Here is a 16810-nt window from a genome sequence, read left to right on the forward strand (position 1 = left end):
CTTGCGCCTGGCTCTAGCAGCCATGCCTAGCCGGCGACGGCAAGCACTAGGGCGATGCCAAAGCCAAATGCGAGCCCAGTGGCGAGACTTTCTGCCATCCGCATGGCAAAGGCGCCGTAGCGCGTCCGCAGACTGGTTTGCGGGGCTGTCAGGATGCGAGCAAGATCATCGAGCGCGTCTTCCATGCCAAGATCTAGATGGAAACGGATTCGCTGTGAATCCCCCATCCTCTGGTGCGAAGACACCAGTTCTTAGCGAAGCGTCATCGGAATCCGATAACCCGCCGCTCGGTGTGCCCCCACACCCAGCGGCGGGCTAAGGTGACCGGCGCCTTTTCTCGTGGGGGAGAATTGCCTGAGAGCCCGGCGCCGGCCTAGCGACTAGTGGTCCGCCGCATATGCAAGATAGCTAATTTCTACCTCAAAAGGACATGGTGTGATCGCGTAACCTCTTTGGCAATCGCCCTGGCGATCAGGAATAAACCTCACCGGTGCGGCGGCCCCAATTTGCGAGGATCGCCATGGCAATGAAATTTCCCTTCACGGAAGTCACGCTCGGCAAAAAAGCTGGACGCCGGGACGGGCCTTTCTGTCTATTGCCTCACTTGCCGGCGGTCGGCGGTGCTAGACGTTGCCGCACTGGTGAAACGGCTCGGGCCCGACCATAAATGCCTGCTTTACGTACCAGTTGATGGGATCGCCTACAGTTGTTCGATGGCGCAAGAGTGATCGCGTAGGCGTTGAATTCGAGGGCACCGAGCCAAAGCCGAAGTTCCATTACGGTTAAATGCCGGCTCCGGCCTTCCTGTCTCTAGTGGCAGAAATGTCACGCAATCTGAATATGCAGCGCTTCAACTAGGGCGCGCTTATGATCCGTCTTACCGAGGCGTACCGTCTTGGCTGCGAGGGATGCGGGGACCACTGGAGCGCTCGCTGCGGCAACGCAGCGGGCGCTTCGCATGGGAGCGATGGCGATTTGCACCAGAGCAGGGTTAGCATCCGGCTTTCCGGGCCTTCTGTCAGCCCACTCTCCGGCTGGACCGCCAGCGCGCGGTCTCGATGTCGTCGCGGGAAATCCCCATGTCGCTGAGCATGTCGTCCGGTGAGTCGCTCAGATCGTCAGTTGCCTTCAACAGCGCCTTCTGATCGGCTCGGCGACCAAACCAATCGACAACGGGACCAGCTACGACTAGAGGAAGGTTCATAAGCATAGGAAGGTTCATAAGCATCACGGCACTCCCTTCACCGCTGCACAAGCTAGGCCGATGCGCCACGAGCGTATGTGACAAGACTCACAGACCCGTTAGGGCCTGCTAATTCAAGAACGTGCCGAGAACATCACGGCCATTCCGTGTTCCACGGAGTGAGCCAGAATGTTCTTCAATGCACGGAAAAACAAAGGCTTAGGTGAGAGCGTGCTGCAAATGTGATGTAACACGGTCCGGAGACCATGCTTTCACTAAGGCATTGTTCTGCTTGGATATTTTGTTGGCTGGGGAACCTGGATTCGAACCAGGACTAACGGAGTCAGAGTCCGCTGGTCTACCGTTAACCTATTCCCCAGCAGGCGCGGTTGGTGCCGCGCGAAGCGGGCGGCTCAAGCGCCGCGAGCGCTGCCTTGTAGCCGCCATCCGAAAATAGTCAACCCCGCGCCGCAGTTCAACCGCAGCCTTTTTTCTCATTCGGTCGCGGGCCGCACGGGAACGCTCAGCCTTCGCCGCGGCTGTATTGCGAATGCTCGAAGAACAGCACCACGCCGAGCCCGATCAGCAGCGGGATGATCAGGTAGAACAGGCGGAACACCAGGAGTGCGGCGAGCACGCCGACCGGATCCATGTGCGACAGTCCGGCCAGGAAGACGACCTCGAAGACGCCGAGGGCGCCCGGCGCATGCGACAGCAACCCGACCGAAAAGGATATCATGAAGACGCCGAGCACGACGAAATAGCCGGGATTGCCGGCCGCCGGCAGGGCAAAGTAGATGATGGCCGCCGCCGCCAGCAGTTCGACCGGGCCGATCAGCAATTGCCGCGCCACGATCGGCAGTGCCGGGTAGTGCAGCTGGAAGCTGCCGACCTTGAGCGGCCTCAGATGCAGCCAGCTGCAGAACACATAGACCGCAACCAGGATCAGCATGGCGAGGCCGGCGGCTGTTGCCAGCTCGTGGTGCGGGGTCGTGGTGAAACGGTCGACGATCTGCGGCTCCAGCACCAGCACGAGGCCCCCGACAAGCAGGCTGGAGAGCACGAAGGTGATCCAGCAGATCGCCACCAGCACGCCGACATCCTGGCCGGTCAGCCCCCTGGTGCCATAGGCGCGGTAGCGGATCACCGCGCCCGACAGCACCGAGCCGCCGATATTGTGCGACAGCGCATAGGTGGTGAAGGAGCAGAGCGTGACGAACAGCCACGAAACTTTCTTGCCGATATGGAGCAGCGCAATGTGGTCGTAGCCGGCGAGGGATGCATAGGCGACGACCGAGCTCAGCGCCGCCAGCACCCAGGCGCGCGGGGGGATGGCGACGATACCGGCCCAGACATCGTCGAGTGAGATGCCGCGCAACTCATGGATGAGCAGCCAGAGCGAGAACACCACGGCCGCTACGCCGATGACCGGCCAGAAATAGCGCGTCCAGTTCATGGCGTCGTCGTCATGCGATTAAGCTCATTGCTATGATGTCGCCCAAACCCGTTCCAAGTCTCATTGAGACATGCCTGATTGAAGCCGGCTATTCAACCGGCATGAGGTGGCCCCTGCGTGACGGCGCCAAAAATCGGGTCATGCGCTCTTGGTGATTGCAAAGCGCGCTGCTAGTCTGTTCTCAACTTGAAACAAATCGAGGTGCCTGCTGCGTCCTTGCTGGTTCGCGCGGCGCCGAAAGGAATTGAAGTGGAAGACCACGATACCGGCGCGGGCGCGTCGGCAGTGGGCGTGTCCGGGGCATCGCCGGCGGTACCGGCGGGCCCGCCCGCGGGGCGTTTCAGCCGCCATGCGGGCGCGCACGCAAGACATGCCGACAATCAAGGCGAGAACCCGAAAGGCAAAACGCGCAAGCGCCGCAAGCGCAGGCGCGGCCGCAAGGTTTTCGCACGCGATGAGAACGGCGGAATACCGTCGCCGGGGCCCGTCGCCGCTCCCGCCAGCCTCGCGCCTGAACCCGCGCCGATCGTCCCCCAGCCGCGACCGTCGCTTCCGAATGGCGCGCGCCCGCCGCATCAGGAACTGCCGGTATTCGCAGCGCTCGATCTCGGCACCAACAATTGCCGGCTGCTGGTCGCGGTGCCCGCCCGCCACGGCCAGTTCCGCGTCATCGATGCGTTCTCGCGCATTGTCAGGCTGGGCGAGGGGCTTTCGGCCAGCGGCCGGCTCGGCCAGGCGGCCATGGACCGTGCCGTCGAGGCGTTGAAGGTCTGCGGAGACAAGCTGCGCAACCGCAAGATCAGGAAGGCGAGGCTGATCGCCACCGAGGCCTGCCGCTCGGCCGAAAACGGCGTCGAGTTCCTCGAACGGGTCGAGCGCGAGGCCGGTCTGAAACTGGAGATCATCGATCGCCAGACCGAGGCCCGGCTGGCCGTCTCCGGCTGCGGCTCGCTGGTCGAGCGCGAAACCCGCGGCGTGGTGCTGTTCGACATCGGCGGCGGCTCGTCCGAGATCGCATTGATCGACCTCACGCGCGGCCAGCGCTCGCCGCAGCTTGCCAACCACATCGTCTCCTGGACGTCGCTGCCGGTGGGTGTCGTCTCGCTTGCCGAACGTTTCGGCGGCCGCACGGTGACGCGCGAGACCTTCGCCGCCATGGTCGATGACGTTGCGGTGCGGCTCAAGGCCTTCGACGGGCGCAACCGGCTCGCGCATGTGCTCGCCAGTCCGAATTTCCATCTGCTCGGCACCTCCGGCACGGTGACGACGCTGGCCGGCGTCCATCTGGACCTCGAGCGCTACGATCGCCGCCGCGTCGACGGGCTGTGGATGGACCGTCAGAGCGTCGACCGCATGGTGGAAAAACTGATCGGCTGGGATTTCCAGCAGCGCGTCGCCAATCCCTGCATCGGCGCCGACCGCGCCGACTTGGTGCTTGCCGGCTGCGCCATCCTGGAGGCGATCCGCGGCGTATGGCCGTCGGAGCGGCTGCGGGTCGCCGACCGCGGCCTGCGCGAAGGCATCTTGAGCGAACTGATGGCCGATAACGGCGTCTGGCGTCATGACGGGCGTGGCCGGTGATGAGCAGGAAGCCAGAGAAGCCGGGCTCGGCCGGCATGCGCGTGCTGAAGACCCGGATCAATAAGAAGAGCGGCCTGAAGGAGTCCTCGCGCCGCTGGCTCGAGCGGCACATGAACGACCCCTATGTGCAGCGCTCCAAGGCCGATGGTTACCGTTCGCGCGCCGCCTACAAGCTCACCGAGATCGACGACAAGCATCATCTTTTGAAACCCGGCATGAAGGTGATCGACCTCGGCGCCGCGCCCGGCGGCTGGTGCCAGGTGGCGGCGGCCCGCACCAAATCGAGCGCAGAAAACCCGCATGTCGTCGGCATCGACTATCTTGAGATGGACGCCGTGCCGGGCGCCGTCATCCTGCAGATGGATTTCCTCGATCATGACGCGCCGCAAAAGCTGTCAGAGGCGCTCGGCGGTCAGCCCGATGTCGTCCTGTCGGACATGGCGGCCCCCACCACCGGGCACCGCCGGACCGATCATCTGCGCACCATGCATTTGTGCGAAGTGGCGGCGGATTTCGCGCTGCAGGTTTTGAAGCCCGGCGGCCATTTCCTCGCCAAGACCTTTCAGGGCGGGGCCGAGAACGAGCTGCTCTCGCGGCTCAAGCAGAATTTCCGCTCGGTTCATCATGTGAAGCCGCCGGCCTCGCGCGACGAGTCGGTGGAGCTTTACTTGTTGGCGAAGGAATTCAAGGGGTAGCGCCTAACCTTTCCCCTTGTCAGGGGAGAAGGGAAAGGTGGCGCTCATTTCCCTGCGGTCCCCACCGCCTCTAGCGTCTTCGGCGTCGTCAATTTGCCATGTCCCGACACGGCATTGCCGGCGTCCGGCGCCAGCCGCATGAAGGTCAGCGATGCCGCCGCCGAAACCGCCGCGACGATGAAGAAGGCGATGTGGAAATCGCCAAGCATCAGCGGGCCGCCATGGATGGAGGTCGACACTTCGAGGATGCCGCCGGCCAGCGCCACGCCGAGCGCGATCGACAACTGCTGGAACACGGCAACGATCGGCGTCGCCTTGCTGGTGTCGGCGGTCGATACTTCGGCGTAGGACAGCGCGTTGACGCCGGTGAAGAACATCGAGCGGATGAAGCCGCCGACCAAAAGGATCGCGAGCATCAGCGCATAGGGGGTTGCGGGGGTGAAAAGGCCGTAGATGGCAATCGAACCGGCGGCGATCAGCGACCCCCAGATCAGCACTCGCCGGAACCCGGCGAGCCTGAAGAGCAGCGCGGTGACGAACTTCATGCCGATGGCGCCGACCGCGGAGACGAAGGTGATCATACCGGACTGGAACGGCGTCAGCCCGAAGCCGATCTGGAACATCAGCGGCAGCAGGAACGGCACCGCGCCGATGCCGATGCGGAACAGCGAGCCGCCGAGCACGGAGGAGCGGAACACCTGGTTGCGGAAGAGCTCCAGCGCCAAGAGCGGGTTCCTGGCGCGCCGAGCATGCAGCAGATAAAGCACGCCCGAAACCAGGCCGACGGCAACGGTAGTGAAGCCGGCGATCGGCGGCAAAGCGGGGAGGCTGACCACCGAGAGGCCGAAGACGATGCCGGACGCCGCGAGGCCGCTGAGCACGAAGCCCGGGAAGTCGAGCGGCGGCGTTTTGGCGGGGTCGGTTTCCGGCAAATAGCGGGTGGCAAGCCAAATGCCCAAAAGCCCGATCGGCACGTTGATCAAAAAGATCCAGTGCCAAGTGAAATAGGTGGTGATGAAGCCGCCGATCGGCGGGCCGACTAACGGCCCGACCAGCGCCGGCACCGTCAGCCATGACATCGCCGCGACGAGTTCGCTCTTTGGCGTCGCGCGCACCAGCACCAGGCGCCCGACCGGCGTCATCATGGCGCCGCCCATGCCTTGCAGGAAACGCGACACCACGAAGGCCGGCAGCGAATTGGAGAAGGCGCAGGCGACCGAGCCGGCAATGAAGACGGCGATCGCGGCGCGAAACACGTTCTTGGCCCCGAACCGGTCCGCCATCCAGCCGCTAATCGGAATGAAGATTGCCAGCGACACGAGATAGGCCGTCAGCGCCAGCTTCAGCGCGATCGGGCTGGTGTGGATGTCGATGGCGATTGCCGGCAGCGAGGTCGCGATCACGGTCGAATCCATGTTCTCCATGAAAAGTGCGACCGCCAGGATGAGCGGGATGATGCGGTTCAAGGGGACGCCCTGATTTGACTTCGCGATTCCGGGCCTGGCTTTGGGGGCGAGCCGGCACGCCGGGGCGGTACCACCAATTGGCCCGGATGTCGCATTAATTTGCTGTCACTTTTGTGCGACCGCAACCCTCGCTGGGAATCATCGCGCGCGCCGCTTGATAAACAGAGCCTCTGGGTTGTTGTAGTGAAAATAACTACAGGTTATGCAGCCATGGACGAAACCGTTTCGGCAGCCGATGCCAATCGCAGGTTCTCCCACATCCTGCGTGATGTACGCGAGGGCCACAGCTACGTCGTGACCACCCATGGGCGGCCGGTGGCGCGGATCGTGCCTGCGCAGAAGCACGAGGGCGTGGCCTCCCGCTCGCACGCAGCATTGCTGTCGCGCCTCGAACGGCAGCCGATCCTCAATGCCGGACACTGGACCCGCGATGAACTTTATGAGGACGATCGGTGAAGGTCGCCATCGACCCCAACGTCCTGGCCTATGCTGAGGGCGTTAACAACGCGGAGAAGCGCGACGTCGTTATCGAGCTGCTACGCAACGTTCCACGAGAGGCCGCAGTCATTCCGGTCCAGGTGCTGGGCGAACTGTTCAATGTTCTCGTCCGCAAGGCCGGAAGACATTCCCAGGAAGCTCGGGATAAGCTGCTTAGCTGGAGCGACGCCTTCGCGGTTGCCGGAACGACGCCGGAAGTGATGATGAAGGCTGTCGATCTTGCGGCAGCCCATCGTTTCGGCATCTGGGATGCTGTCATTCTTTCGACTGCTTCGCAAACGGGTTGCCGGCTACTCCTGTCGGAAGATCTGCAGGATGGCTTTACCTGGGGCGGTGTAACCGTCGTCAATCCTTTTGCATCGCCGCGGCACGCTCTGCTGGATGCTCTCCTAGGTGCGGAATAGGAACCCGAAGCGTCTCGCAACGATCGGCTTTTCATCGCCTGCGGGACGTGTTACCAGCCAGCGCCAATCCTGAAAGGGAAGATGAGAGTCGGCGCTGGCCATTTCGGCCCAGCGCCTTTTCCGCATTCAAAAGGACTGGCCATGGCAAAAATCATCGAGACGTCCACCGGCGCATTGGCGCTGACCTTCGACGACGTGCTGTTGCAGCCCGGCCATTCCGAGGTCATGCCCGGCGAGACAGATATCCGCACCCGCATCGCCACCGACATCGACCTCAACGTGCCGATCCTCTCGGCCGCCATGGACACGGTCACCGAAGCGAGGCTGGCGATCGCCATGGCGCAAGCCGGCGGCATCGGCGTCATCCACCGCAATTTCTCGCCGGCCGAGCAGGCCGAGCAGGTCAGGCAGGTGAAGAAGTTCGAATCCGGCATGGTGGTCAATCCCGTTACCATCGGCCCCGACGCCACGCTCGCCGACGCCCTGGCACTGATGCGCGCTCATGGCATTTCCGGCATTCCGGTGGTCGAGAACGGCGGCACCGGCGGTCATACGGTCGGCCGGCTGGTCGGGATCCTCACCAACCGCGACGTGCGCTTCGCCTCCGATCCGTCGCAGAAGGTCTACGAATTGATGACCCGTGAGAACCTGATCACGGTGAAAGAGAATGTCGACCAGGACGAGGCCAAGCGCCTGTTGCACAAGCATCGCATCGAGAAGCTGGTGGTGGTCGACCGCAAGGGCAATTGCGTCGGCCTGATCACCGTCAAGGATATCGAGAAGTCGCAGCTCAACCCGCACGCCACCAAGGACGCTCAGGGGCGGCTGCGCGCCGCGGCCGCCACCAGCGTCGGCGACGACGGCTTCGAGCGCGCCGAGCGCCTGATCGATGCCGGCGTCGACCTTCTGGTCATCGACACCGCGCACGGCCATTCGCAGCGCGTGCTGGACGCGGTGACGCGGGCGAAGAAGCTCTCCAATTCGGTGCGCATCCTGGCCGGCAACGTGGCCACCGCCGAGGGCACGCAGGCGCTGATCGACGCCGGCGCCGACGCCGTCAAGGTCGGTATCGGCCCCGGCTCGATCTGCACCACCCGCATCGTCGCCGGCGTCGGCGTGCCGCAGCTGTCGGCGATCATGTCGGCGGTGGAGACGGCTGAGAAGTCGGGCGTGAGCGTCATCGCCGATGGCGGCATCAAATATTCGGGCGATCTCGCCAAGGCGCTCGCCGCCGGCGCAAGTGCCGCCATGATCGGCTCGCTGCTTGCCGGCACCGACGAGAGTCCGGGCGAGGTCTATCTGCACCAGGGCCGCTCCTTCAAGGCTTATCGCGGCATGGGTTCGGTCGGCGCCATGGCGCGTGGCTCGGCCGATCGCTACTTCCAGGCCGAGGTGCGCGACACCTTGAAACTGGTTCCGGAGGGCATTGAAGGCCAGGTTCCCTACAAAGGACCTGTGGCTGGCGTGCTGCACCAGCTTGCAGGCGGCCTGAAAGCCGCTATGGGTTATGTCGGTGGGCGCGATCTTGCCGAGTTCCGCGAACGCGCCACCTTTGTGCGCATATCAAACGCCGGACTTCGTGAAAGCCACGCCCATGACGTCACGATCACCCGCGAAAGCCCGAACTATCCGGGCGGACTTTGATCAGGCGGACGAGCGGCCGGATCGCTTGGGGCTATGGCGCAACCTGATCGTCACGGTGTTGCGCCTGTCGCGTCACGCGGCGGCGCTCTCGATTGCGTCCGCGGCGATCTTCATCGCCATGACGGCGCTCGAGTTCTTTTATTTCCGCCACCTGAGCGGCGGGCTCCCTTCGCTCGACATGCGTGTTACCGGCTTCACGCCGGATGAGGGCATGGCATGGCTGACGGCGCTCGGCCGGCGCGGCAGCGAGATCATCATCGTTTGGCATTATCTGACGTTTGATCTGCTCTTCCCGGCGCTGCTGTCGCTCACCTTGCTCAGCCTGATCCTGGCCTTCGGCAGGCGGCTGAGCACTTTCCGCTCCATGCCCGCGCAATTGAAAGCGCTGTCGGCACTGGTCCTGGTGTTGCCCTATACGATCGCCGACTACGCGCAGAACTTCGCCGTGGCGCGGCTTTTGTCGGATTTCCAGTCGGCCAATCCCGACTCGCTGGCCTTCGCCTCGTCGCTGACCGTGACAAAGTTCACGCTTCTGGCGATCCCCTTCGCGGTCGTTGCGGTCCTGGCGCTTGCCGGGCAGCGGCGACGTTAAACAGTAGGGGCAAGATGAACCAGACCGCCATCTTCTGGCCGATGCTGGCGCAGGTGCTGCTGGTCTACATCGTCTATCTGGTGATGCTGAAGCGGCGTTATCTTGCCGTGAAGTCCGGCGAGGCCAAGATCAGCCAGTACAAGGTCCGCTCGACCGAGCCGGCCTCAAGCGTTACCGTCGCCAACAACCTCATCAACCAGTTCGAGCTGCCGGTCCTCTTTCACGTGCTATGCTTGGCGCTGTTCGTTACCAATGGCGTGAATTACCTGACGCTGACGCTGGTGTGGCTCTTCGTCGTGACGCGCTATGTGCATTCCTGGGTGCATCTCACCAGAAACTATCTGCTGCACCGCAGCCGCGCCTTCTTCCTCGGCGCGGGCATTCTTCTCGTCGCCTGGATCTGGTTCGCGCTGCACCTGCTTGGGGCGGTGTAGATTGATGCTTGTCGCTCAGAAGTGTGCGCGGTTCTGGGACAACGACACGCCATCAACTCAAGTATTTGAAGCACGTTGCCGGAAACCGTTTCAGCGCGACGCGCTTTAGAGGTCGAACACCGCTATCCTGCGCTTGTCGAACTTGATGCCGATCTCGCCGCGCACCAGTCTAAGCGCCTGCTCGCCGAACACGGCACGCCGCCAGCCTTGCAGCGCCGGCACGTCGGCGGCATCACCCTCGGCGGCGATGCGGTCGATGTCGTCGCTCGAGGCGAGCACCTTGGAGGCGACTCCTTCCTTCTCGGCGACGATCCTGAGCAGCACCTTGAGCAGTTCCGCCGCCGCGCTCGAGCCCTCCGGCGGCTGGAACGTCTTCGGCAGTTTGGGCATCGCTTCCTTCGGAAGGGAAAGGGCGGTGTTGACGGCGCTGAGCAGCGCGGTTGCCGTCGCCGAACGCTCCCAGCCCTTCGGCGTCGTCCGCAGCCGCCCCAATGCGGTCGCGTCGCGCGGCGCCTGTTGCGCGATTTCGTAGATCGCATCGTCCTTGAGCACGCGGCCGCGCGGCACGTCGCGCTCGCGCGCCTCGCGTTCGCGCCATGCCGCCACCGCCTGCACGATCGCCAGCTCCTGCGGCTTGCGCAGCCGCATCTTCAGCCGCTTCCAGGCATCCTCCGGATGCGGATCGTAGGTCTGGCGCGAGGTGAGGACGTCCATCTCCTCGTTGAGCCAGTGGGCGCGGTCCTCGCGCCTCAGCTCGGCGCTGAGGTGCTCATATACCTTGATCAGGTGGGTGACGTCGGCGAGCGCGTATTCGAGTTGCTTGTCGGAGAGCGGCCGGTGCCGCCAGTCGGTGAAGCGCGAGGATTTGTCGAGCCGCGCGCCGGTGATGCGCTGCACCAGCTGATCGTAGGAGACGCTGTCGCCGAAGCCGCAGACCATGGCCGCCACCTGCGTGTCGAACACCGGATGCGGCACCAGATCGCCCAGATGAACGATGATTTCGATGTCCTGGCGTGCGGCGTGAAAAACCTTGACCACCGCTTCGTTGGCCATCAGCCGGAAGAAGGGTTTGAGGTCGATGTCGGGCGAAAGCGGATCGATCAGCGCCGTCACGCCCGGCGCGGCCATCTGGATGAGGCAGAGGATCGGCCAGAAGGTCGTTTCGCGGATGAATTCGGTATCGACGGTTACGAATTCGGACTTTTCGAACGCCGCGATGACGCTCTCGAGTTCTTTCTGGGTGGTGATGACGTGCATCAATTCGCTTTTGGCATCATATCAGGCCTCTTTCAATTTCAGTCGCAAGCGCTTTCGTCAAGCCGCAGTTAGAGCAATTCCAGGAAAAGTGACGAACGGTTTTCCGTCCGGAATTGCGTAAAAACAAAGAGATAGAGAGGTTCGGCGTTTCCGCGAAACGCTGAAACGCTCTAGTCCTGCTTGTCTGAATCGCCGCCCCGCCGCGCCAGCCGCGCGAACAGCGTCGACGTGCGCAAAAGCGCGGTGAAGCGGCTGCGGCTGCCGGCCGGCACACCCGACCGCACCTGCATGCGGTAGAGGATCACGATGATGAGAACGGCATAGACGACGGCGTTGAAAACGAACAGCGCGCTCGGCCCGAAATGTTGCATCACCGCCGAGGCCGCAATCGGACCGCCGATCGCGCCGAAGGAGTAGAACAGCATCAACGCCGCGTTGATCAGCACGAACTCACCTTTGCCGGCGCGGTCGTTGGCATGCGCGGCCGATAGTGAATAGAGCGGCATGGCGAAGCTGCCGAAGATGAAAACGATGATGAAGTTGAGGAACGGGTCGGCGCGCGCCACGAAGGCCAGCGCCAGCGCAGCAAGCAATGCGCAGCACGTCGTCGCCAATAGCACCGAGCGGCGGTCTCGGCGGTCGGAGAGATAGCCAAGCGGATATTGGATGAGAGCGCCTCCAAAAATGCCGACGCTGACGAAGGTCACGACATCGGCAACCGACATGCCGATCTCCTCGGCATAGACCGGCGACAGCGTGCGAAAGGCGCTGTTTGTGAGGCCGACGGCGATGCAGCCGATCGAGCCGAGCGGGGAGATCCGCCAGACGCGCGGCAGGTCGAGCTTGACGTCTTCCGGCGGCGCCGGGTTCGAGCGGTCCCCGAGCGAGACCGGCACCAACGAAAAGGTGATCATCATCGACATGACGGCGAAGATGGCGAAGCCGCCGGCGCCGAAGATCGGAATCAGGAATTGCGCGCCGGTAACCGAGCCGATGTCGACCATGCGATATATGGCGAGCACCCGGGCGCGGTCCTTGTTGCCGACGCCGGAATTCAGCCAGGCTTCCATGACGGTGAACAGGCCGGCGAAGCAGAAGCCGCCGGCAAAGCGCACCGCGCACCACATGACGGGGTCGATGACGAGCACCAGAAGCAGCGTGCCGACCGAGGCGATCGCGGCCAGCGCGGCAAAAGTCCGGACGTGGCCGACCGCCTTCAGGATACGCGTGACGGCCAGGCAGCCGAGCAGGAAACCGGCGAAATAGAACGTGCCCATCAGGCCGATATCGGAAGCGGAAAAGCCTTCCTGCGCCCCGCGCAAGGCAATCAGCGTTCCCTGCAGCCCATTGCCGCCAAGCAGGATGCCTGCGGCAATCAGGAGCGGAATAAGCGGACGGATGGACGACATTAAAGAGAGGCAATCACGGATCTGTGACCTCTTCTTGGACCATAGATCCTGTCAACGCCAGCGGCAAATGCAACTTCACATCCTTGCACCCGGCCGAGGAGATGGGCTGCCAATCGGGGTAGGGGTGTCCTAAGCCTTGCCGGCCCGTATTTTCTATCTCCAGCTCGACCGTAGCAGGTGTCTCGCCCGGAAACGCATGGATGTTCTCCGCGGCCGGCCTCCGGCCAAGTGAACCTACCGTCAGCAGGCTGAGCACGATGAAGGGGATGCCGATGCCATAGGCGGAGCGGATGCCCCAATGGTCCGATACGAAGCCGAGCAGCGGCGGGCCGAGCAGGAAAGCGATGAAGGAAATCTGCGAGAGCGCCGCGACGTTGATCGCCGCCGGGCGATCCGTCCGTTGCGCGGCGGCGGAGATCGCCAGCGGGAAGAGGGCGCTGCTGCCGATGCCCAACAGGGCAAAGCCAAGCATCGAAACGGCCGGCAGCGGCGAGAAGAAGACGATGAGCACGCCGGCCGCCATCGCTGCCAAGAGCACGCGCGCGACCCCGCTTGGCGAGTGGCGGTCGACGAAGGAGTCGGCGAAAAAGCGTGTGGTTGCCTGCGAGAGGGCAAACAGCGCCACCGTCAATCCGGCGACGAAGGGGCCGGAGTCGAAGACGGTGCGCATGTAGATCGCCGACCAGTCGATGCTGGCGCCTTCGAGGAGCATCGCCGAAAGCGTCACGGCGACCAGGACCAGGATCGGCAATGTCGGCCGCGCGAACATCGGCGCCTTGTCGCCGGAGTTGGCGAAGCGGGCGGGCGCCGGCTCGAAGCCGCCGAGAAACAGAGCCGTTGCAATGGTCACCATCGGCACCACCAGCGCCAGATGCAACTGCGGCGACAGGCCGAGATGCGCCATGGCGCCGCCGAACAGCCCGGCGCCGAAGAAGCCCGCGCTCCAGAAGGAGTGCGCCCGGTTCATGATTCGGCGCTTGAGCAGGAACTCCGTCCGGTCGGCCTCGACATTGAGGATGATCTCGACGCTGCCGATCATCAGACCGACCGGCAGCAGCATCAGGAACAGCCCAAGCGGCCCCGGCGCGTGCACCGCGACCGAATAGGCGAGCGCCAGAAGCGGGACGAGCCAGAGCAGCGCGCGCCGAAAGCCGACACGCTCAAGGACGGGCGTCGCGAGCGTCAATGCGGTCAAAGTGCCGATCGGCGTCCCGATTAGGCTGAGCCCCAGCGTGCCGTCCTCGATCGCCATGGCGTGCTTGATGTCCGGCAAGCGCAGAAAAATGTTGCCCATCGCGAAGGAGTAGATCGCGAAACCGGCATAGACGCGATGCTGAGGGGCGAGTTTCAAGCCAAAGGTCATTGCGACTTTCCATCGGGGAAGGGCGGACGGCACTGCGCATTTTCTTGCATGAACACGCAAAACATGCAAGAACATGCACAAAGAAATAGGATCGTGCATGCTCACCGATGAACGGTATCAATTTATTCGCGACCGGCTGGCAGCGGAAGGCAAGGTCCTGGCTGGCGAGCTCGCCAGCCGCTTCGGCGTTTCGGAAGACACGGTTCGCCGCGATCTGCGGGAACTGGCCAAGGCCGGGCAGTTGCGTCGCGTGTATGGCGGTGCGGTAGCGCCGGCGCCTTTCGCAGCGGCAACGATCAGCGAGCGCGCTCGCCACGCCCCTGAGGAGAAGCTACGCCTTGCGAAGGCCGCAGTCGGTATGCTGAGATCCGGACAGGCCCTGTTCATTGACGGCGGTACAACCAACGAAGCGATCGCCAGGGCCATCCCGCGCGATATCGAGCTGACGGTCGCTACCAATTCGCTGGGCGTCGCATCGGCACTCGCCGATCTGCCCCTGGTCGAGCTGATTGTGCTGGGCGGCCGGTATGTCCGCGACCTCGGCACCTGCGTAGGCGGCGATACGCTGGCCGCCGTGGCGCAGCTTGGCGCCGATATGTTCTTCCTTGGCTCCTGCGGCCTCGATGCCTCGCGTGGCGTCACCGCCTTCGATTCGGCGGAAGCGGAGGTCAAGCGCGCTATGGCCAGGAATAGCGCCGGCATCGTGATCGTCGTCACCAACGACAAGCTCGCCACCGCGGCGCCTTATCGCGTCGCCGCGCCCGACGCGATAAGCCATCTGGTGGTGGACAAGACGGCGCCTTCAGCCATCCTTGCCGATTTCGAGCGCCTGGGTGCCGAAATCCACTTTGCCTGACCTGGGGCACCGCGCCTGCGTGTGACCGCTTGCCTTGACAAAGCCGGCCTCTCATGCGCTTTTCGCGCCAATTTTCGAGCCGGGCTTTAGCCCGCAATTCCGGACTCCACCAATGACAATGCATCGTTACCGCAGCCACACCTGTGCCCAATTGAGAAAGACCGACGTCGGCAATTCGGTCCGCCTGTCCGGCTGGGTACATCGCGTGCGCGACCATGGCGGGCTGCTGTTCATCGACCTGCGTGACCATTACGGCCTGACCCAGATCGTCGCCGATCCGGACTCGCCGGCCTTCAAGGTCGCCGAGACGGTGCGCGGCGAATGGGTGATCCGCGTCGACGGCGAGGTCAAGGCTCGCCTGCCGGAGACCGTCAACGCCAATTTGCCGACTGGCGAGATCGAGATTTTCGCGCGCGAGATCGAAGTGCTGTCGGCGGCCAAGGAGCTGCCGCTGCCGGTGTTCGGCGAGCCTGAATACCCCGAGGACATCCGCCTGAAATACCGCTTCCTCGACCTGCGCCGCGAGACGCTGCACAGGAACATTGTTGCGCGCACCAAGATCATCGCCGAGATGCGCAAGCGCATGGGCGAGGTCGGTTTCACCGAGTTCTCGACGCCGATCCTGACCGCGTCGTCGCCGGAAGGCGCGCGCGACTTCCTGGTGCCGTCGCGCATCCATCCCGGCACCTTCTATGCCCTGCCGCAGGCGCCGCAGCAGTACAAGCAGCTGATCATGGTCTCGGGCTTCGACCGCTACTTCCAGATCGCGCCCTGCTTCCGTGACGAGGATCCGCGCGCCGACCGCCTGCCCGGCGAGTTCTACCAGCTCGACCTCGAGATGAGCTTCGTCGAGCAGGACGACGTGCTCTCCACCATGGAGCCGGTGCTTCGCGGCGTCTTCGAGACCTTTGCCGCCGGCAAGCCGGTGACTCAGCAATTCCGCCGCATTCCCTTCGACGAAGCGATGCGGACCTACGGCACCGACAAGCCGGACCTGCGCAACCCGATCGAGATGCAGGCGGTCTCGGATCATTTCCGCGATTCCGGCTTCAAAGTCTTCGCCAACATCCTGGCCAACGATCCGAAGGCGGAAGTCTGGGCTATCCCCGCCAAGACCGGCGGCAGCCGCGCCTTCTGCGATCGCATGAACTCCTGGGCGCAGGGCGAGGGCCAGCCGGGTCTCGGCTACATCTTCTGGCGCAAGGAGGGCGACAAGCTCGAAGGCGCCGGACCGATCGCCAAGAACATCGGTGAGGAACGCACCGAGGCGGTGCGCCAGCAGCTTGGCCTTGCCGATGGCGACGCCGCCTTCTTCGTTGCCGGCGACCCGAAGAAGTTCGTTTCCTTCGCGGGCGCCGCGCGCACCCGCGCCGGCGAGGAATTGAACCTCGTCGACCGCGATCGCTTCGAGCTCTGCTGGATCGTCGACTTTCCGTTCTTCGAATGGAACGAGGACGAGAAGAAGATCGACTTCGCCCACAATCCGTTCTCCATGCCGCAGGGCGGCATCGACGCGCTCGGCGGTCAGGAGCCGCTGGGCATCAAGGCGTTCCAATACGACATGGTCTGCAACGGTTTCGAGATCGCATCCGGCGGCATCCGCAACCACCTGCCGGAGACCATGGTCAAGGCCTTCGAGATGGTCGGCCTCGATCGCCAGACGGTCGAGGAGCGCTTCGGCGGCCTCTACCGCGCCTTCCAGTACGGCGCGCCGCCGCATGGCGGCATGGCGGCCGGCATCGACCGCATCGTGATGCTTTTGGTCGGCGCCAAGAACCTGCGCGAGGTCACCATGTTCCCGATGAACCAGCAGGCCTATGACCTGCTGATGAACGCGCCTTCGGAGGCCACCCCGCAGCAGCTTCGGGAGCTGTCGCTGCGCGTCGCCGTCGCGAAGAAGGACTGACGCGGGGACTCATCCTGAATCGATGGTAGCCCCGGGAGCGATTGGCGGCTGGCCATCGCTCCCAGA

Annotated in this window: 16 protein-coding genes, 1 tRNA gene and 1 pseudogene; 10 read left to right on the plus strand and 8 right to left on the minus strand. The window is 63.8% G+C overall.

Annotated elements, in window-relative coordinates:
- Positions 1 to 26 precede the first annotated feature (26 nt).
- Positions 27 to 185: a hypothetical protein gene (locus CK224_RS31420; protein ID WP_176477993.1), complete on the minus strand. Its 159-nt coding sequence runs from the start codon at positions 183 to 185 to the stop codon at positions 27 to 29.
- A gap of 486 nt (positions 186 to 671) precedes the next feature.
- On the opposite strand from CK224_RS31420, the pseudogene CK224_RS32000 reads away from it, so the two are divergent.
- Positions 672 to 786, plus strand: a pseudogene (locus tag CK224_RS32000) (PilZ domain-containing protein); the annotation flags it as partial.
- Between the two features lie 232 nt (positions 787 to 1018).
- Here CK224_RS32000 and CK224_RS22000 read toward each other — a convergent pair.
- The 3 genes from CK224_RS22000 to CK224_RS22010 all read right to left on the minus strand — a co-directional run bounded on the left by CK224_RS22000 (position 1019) and on the right by CK224_RS22010 (position 2639).
- The gene (locus CK224_RS22000; protein WP_095783224.1) at positions 1019 to 1228 is read right to left on the minus strand and encodes a hypothetical protein; all 210 of its coding nucleotides are present in this window, start codon (positions 1226 to 1228) and stop codon (positions 1019 to 1021) included.
- 260 nt (positions 1229 to 1488) lie between these two features.
- Positions 1489 to 1562, minus strand: a tRNA-Gln gene (locus CK224_RS22005).
- Positions 1563 to 1706: 144 nt separating this feature from the next.
- Entirely contained in the window at positions 1707 to 2639 is a 933-nt protein-coding gene (locus tag CK224_RS22010; protein ID WP_095783225.1) for a YbhN family protein, read from the minus strand.
- 249 nt (positions 2640 to 2888) lie between these two features.
- Between CK224_RS22010 and CK224_RS22015 the strand changes: the two genes are divergently transcribed.
- Positions 2889 to 4220 (plus strand): Ppx/GppA phosphatase family protein, encoded by a 1332-nt coding sequence (locus CK224_RS22015; RefSeq protein WP_095783226.1) that lies wholly within the window; start codon positions 2889 to 2891, stop codon positions 4218 to 4220.
- On the plus strand, positions 4220 to 4915 hold the full coding sequence (locus CK224_RS22020) for an RlmE family RNA methyltransferase (RefSeq protein ID WP_095783227.1): 696 nt from the start codon (positions 4220 to 4222) through the stop codon (positions 4913 to 4915). Before CK224_RS22015 ends, CK224_RS22020 begins: the two co-directional genes overlap by 1 nt.
- A gap of 44 nt (positions 4916 to 4959) precedes the next feature.
- Here CK224_RS22020 and CK224_RS22025 read toward each other — a convergent pair whose 3' ends face one another.
- Complete coding sequence (locus CK224_RS22025; protein ID WP_095783228.1) at positions 4960 to 6381, minus strand: MFS transporter; 1422 nt, start codon at positions 6379 to 6381, stop codon at positions 4960 to 4962.
- A 210-nt stretch (positions 6382 to 6591) separates the two neighbouring features.
- Here CK224_RS22025 and CK224_RS22030 point away from each other — a divergent pair, with 210 nt between their 5' ends.
- The 5 genes from CK224_RS22030 (at position 6592) to CK224_RS22050 (ending at position 9953) form a co-directional block, all read left to right on the plus strand.
- Complete coding sequence (locus CK224_RS22030) at positions 6592 to 6837, plus strand: type II toxin-antitoxin system prevent-host-death family antitoxin (RefSeq protein WP_095783229.1); 246 nt, start codon at positions 6592 to 6594, stop codon at positions 6835 to 6837.
- Complete coding sequence (locus tag CK224_RS22035) at positions 6834 to 7283, plus strand: PIN domain-containing protein (protein WP_095783230.1); 450 nt, start codon at positions 6834 to 6836, stop codon at positions 7281 to 7283. The genes CK224_RS22030 and CK224_RS22035 overlap by 4 nt, the downstream gene beginning before the upstream one ends.
- Positions 7284 to 7424: 141 nt before the next feature.
- Entirely contained in the window at positions 7425 to 8927 is a 1503-nt protein-coding gene (gene guaB / locus CK224_RS22040; protein ID WP_067000642.1) for an IMP dehydrogenase, read from the plus strand.
- Between the two features lie 43 nt (positions 8928 to 8970).
- Positions 8971 to 9519, plus strand: coding sequence for a hypothetical protein (locus CK224_RS22045; protein ID WP_245426117.1), 549 nt, complete (start codon positions 8971 to 8973; stop codon positions 9517 to 9519).
- 14 nt (positions 9520 to 9533) lie between these two features.
- Positions 9534 to 9953, plus strand: a complete 420-nt coding sequence (locus CK224_RS22050) for an MAPEG family protein (RefSeq protein ID WP_095783232.1) — start codon at positions 9534 to 9536, stop codon at positions 9951 to 9953.
- 105 nt (positions 9954 to 10058) lie between these two features.
- Here CK224_RS22050 and rnd read toward each other — a convergent pair whose 3' ends face one another.
- The 3 genes from rnd to CK224_RS22065 all read right to left on the minus strand — a co-directional run bounded on the left by rnd (position 10059) and on the right by CK224_RS22065 (position 13982).
- Positions 10059 to 11210, minus strand: a complete 1152-nt coding sequence (gene rnd / locus CK224_RS22055) for a ribonuclease D (protein WP_067000650.1) — start codon at positions 11208 to 11210, stop codon at positions 10059 to 10061.
- Positions 11211 to 11380: 170 nt separating this feature from the next.
- Positions 11381 to 12619, minus strand: a complete 1239-nt coding sequence (locus CK224_RS22060) for an MFS transporter (RefSeq protein WP_095783233.1) — start codon at positions 12617 to 12619, stop codon at positions 11381 to 11383.
- A gap of 13 nt (positions 12620 to 12632) precedes the next feature.
- Entirely contained in the window at positions 12633 to 13982 is a 1350-nt protein-coding gene (locus tag CK224_RS22065; RefSeq protein ID WP_245426100.1) for an MFS transporter, read from the minus strand.
- A gap of 97 nt (positions 13983 to 14079) precedes the next feature.
- Between CK224_RS22065 and CK224_RS22070 the strand changes: the two genes are divergently transcribed.
- Positions 14080 to 14838: a DeoR/GlpR family DNA-binding transcription regulator gene (locus CK224_RS22070; RefSeq protein WP_095783234.1), complete on the plus strand. Its 759-nt coding sequence runs from the start codon at positions 14080 to 14082 to the stop codon at positions 14836 to 14838.
- 118 nt (positions 14839 to 14956) lie between these two features.
- A complete protein-coding gene (gene aspS / locus CK224_RS22075) occupies positions 14957 to 16744 on the plus strand; it encodes an aspartate--tRNA ligase (RefSeq protein ID WP_176477997.1) in 1788 nt (595 codons plus the stop codon).
- Positions 16745 to 16810: the final 66 nt, after the last annotated feature.

Source organism: Mesorhizobium sp. WSM3862, from assembly GCF_002294985.1.
Lineage (GTDB): Bacteria > Pseudomonadota > Alphaproteobacteria > Rhizobiales > Rhizobiaceae > Mesorhizobium.

Excerpts from the sequence above, each read along its gene's own strand:
- CK224_RS31420 (WP_176477993.1), bottom strand. The coding sequence starts at position 185 with ATGGAAGACGCGCTCGATGATCTTGCTCGCATCCTGACAGCCCCGCAA.
- CK224_RS22000 (WP_095783224.1), bottom strand. The coding sequence starts at position 1,228 with ATGCTTATGAACCTTCCTATGCTTATGAACCTTCCTCTAGTCGTAGCT.
- CK224_RS22010 (WP_095783225.1), bottom strand. The coding sequence starts at position 2,639 with ATGAACTGGACGCGCTATTTCTGGCCGGTCATCGGCGTAGCGGCCGTG.
- CK224_RS22020 (WP_095783227.1), top strand. The coding sequence starts at position 4,220 with ATGAGCAGGAAGCCAGAGAAGCCGGGCTCGGCCGGCATGCGCGTGCTG.
- CK224_RS22030 (WP_095783229.1), top strand. The coding sequence starts at position 6,592 with ATGGACGAAACCGTTTCGGCAGCCGATGCCAATCGCAGGTTCTCCCAC.
- guaB (WP_067000642.1), top strand. The coding sequence starts at position 7,425 with ATGGCAAAAATCATCGAGACGTCCACCGGCGCATTGGCGCTGACCTTC.
- CK224_RS22050 (WP_095783232.1), top strand. The coding sequence starts at position 9,534 with ATGAACCAGACCGCCATCTTCTGGCCGATGCTGGCGCAGGTGCTGCTG.
- rnd (WP_067000650.1), bottom strand. The coding sequence starts at position 11,210 with ATGCACGTCATCACCACCCAGAAAGAACTCGAGAGCGTCATCGCGGCG.
- CK224_RS22060 (WP_095783233.1), bottom strand. The coding sequence starts at position 12,619 with ATGTCGTCCATCCGTCCGCTTATTCCGCTCCTGATTGCCGCAGGCATC.
- CK224_RS22065 (WP_245426100.1), bottom strand. The coding sequence starts at position 13,982 with ATGACCTTTGGCTTGAAACTCGCCCCTCAGCATCGCGTCTATGCCGGT.
- CK224_RS22070 (WP_095783234.1), top strand. The coding sequence starts at position 14,080 with ATGCTCACCGATGAACGGTATCAATTTATTCGCGACCGGCTGGCAGCG.
- aspS (WP_176477997.1), top strand. The coding sequence starts at position 14,957 with ATGCATCGTTACCGCAGCCACACCTGTGCCCAATTGAGAAAGACCGAC.